The 1,224-nt window shown below is 50.6% G+C and carries 1 protein-coding gene; it reads right to left on the reverse strand.

Translation table 11 applies throughout. From position 1 onward, the window contains the following. Nucleotides 1-29: 29 nt before the first annotated feature. Nucleotides 30-1,100, reverse strand: coding sequence for an IS110 family transposase (locus tag SJI19_RS24630; protein WP_323480865.1), 1,071 nt, complete (start codon nucleotides 1,098-1,100; stop codon nucleotides 30-32). Nucleotides 1,101-1,224: the final 124 nt, after the last annotated feature.

Below are 1,224 nucleotides of genomic sequence, written 5' to 3' on the forward strand. Positions count from 1 at the left end.
AAAACCTCTCCATCGGGCTATTGACGCTCCTATGTCAACGGCCGCAGTTGGGCTCGCCCCAAATCAGTTAAAATAAGCGGATAAAGCTCTCGTACGATGTAGCGTTTAAGGCAACGTAAAATTTCTTTTGTCGACAGCCCTTCTCCTGTTCGACGTTGCACATAGACTTTTGTTCGCGGATCGCTGCGCATGCGTACCAGGGCGATTGTCCACAGCGCATTATTCGCCTCACGTGAACCACCGCGATTCAGGCGATGCCTGATGGTTTTACCTGAGGATGCCGGCAACGGATTTACACCACAAAGTGACGCAAGTGCAGCTTCATTTTTTAATCGTTCAGGATTATCACCAGCGACTGCCAGCAAGATGGCTGCGGTTTGAGGACCTACACCAAACTGTCTCCGTAAGCTTCCGGCATATTCTTGGGTTAAATTATCCAGTAGCTCATCCAATTGCGTGAGTTCTTCCGCGAGGGCCTGCCACCGTTTAGCCAGGCTTCGAAGTGTGCAACAAAGTGCCAGGAGTAATGGTGATTTCTCAGCAGATTCAAAACCCATACCCGCAGTAACGCATTCGTGCGGTTTTGATTTCCACAGCATGTCGCGGATATCCTGGGGGGCGCTGACTAATAGCGCACGGAGCTGATTGATTGCCTGAGTTTTCGCCTTTACGGCACTCCGGCGGGCAACGCTGATGATCCGCAATGCCTCGCAGGCACCGGATTGCAATTTGGGAACGGCTTTGGCACTCCCGGAAAGGACCGTTCTGGCGGCATTCTCTGCATCAAGTGGATCAGATTTTCCTTCAAGGCGACGTTTAGAACGATCAGGACGATTGATTTCAAGAACATCGAACCCTTTTTTAATGAGAAATCGCGTCAGTCCTGCGCCGTACGTTCCGGTTCCTTCTATCCCTGCACGTTCCACCGAGCCAAAAGTGAGTACCCAGTCGAACAATTCTTCATATCCTACCTGGTTAGTCTGTATGACTTTCGTTCCGAGCAACTTTCCGTCGTAGCTGAGAACCGCACCAACGTGAATATCCAGATGCGTATCGACACCTAAAATTACAGAGTCATTGAATGAATGATGATTTTTCATGGCTTACCCCTGTCAGCATGGAATAGCCACCCCCATTGCAGGACAGGACACTCAAGTTGCAGCACAAGGCTCCTATCAGGTCACAAACTCTGGGCCCGGCTATGCACGGGAAATACCTGAACCG

Source organism: Acerihabitans sp. TG2 (assembly GCF_035013185.1).
Taxonomy (GTDB): Bacteria; Pseudomonadota; Gammaproteobacteria; order Enterobacterales; family Enterobacteriaceae; genus Acerihabitans.

What these genes read in the sequence shown, in the direction of transcription:
- SJI19_RS24630 (WP_323480865.1), bottom strand. Translation starts at nt 1,100, where the DNA reads ATGAAAAATCATCATTCATTCAATGACTCTGTAATTTTAGGTGTCGAT.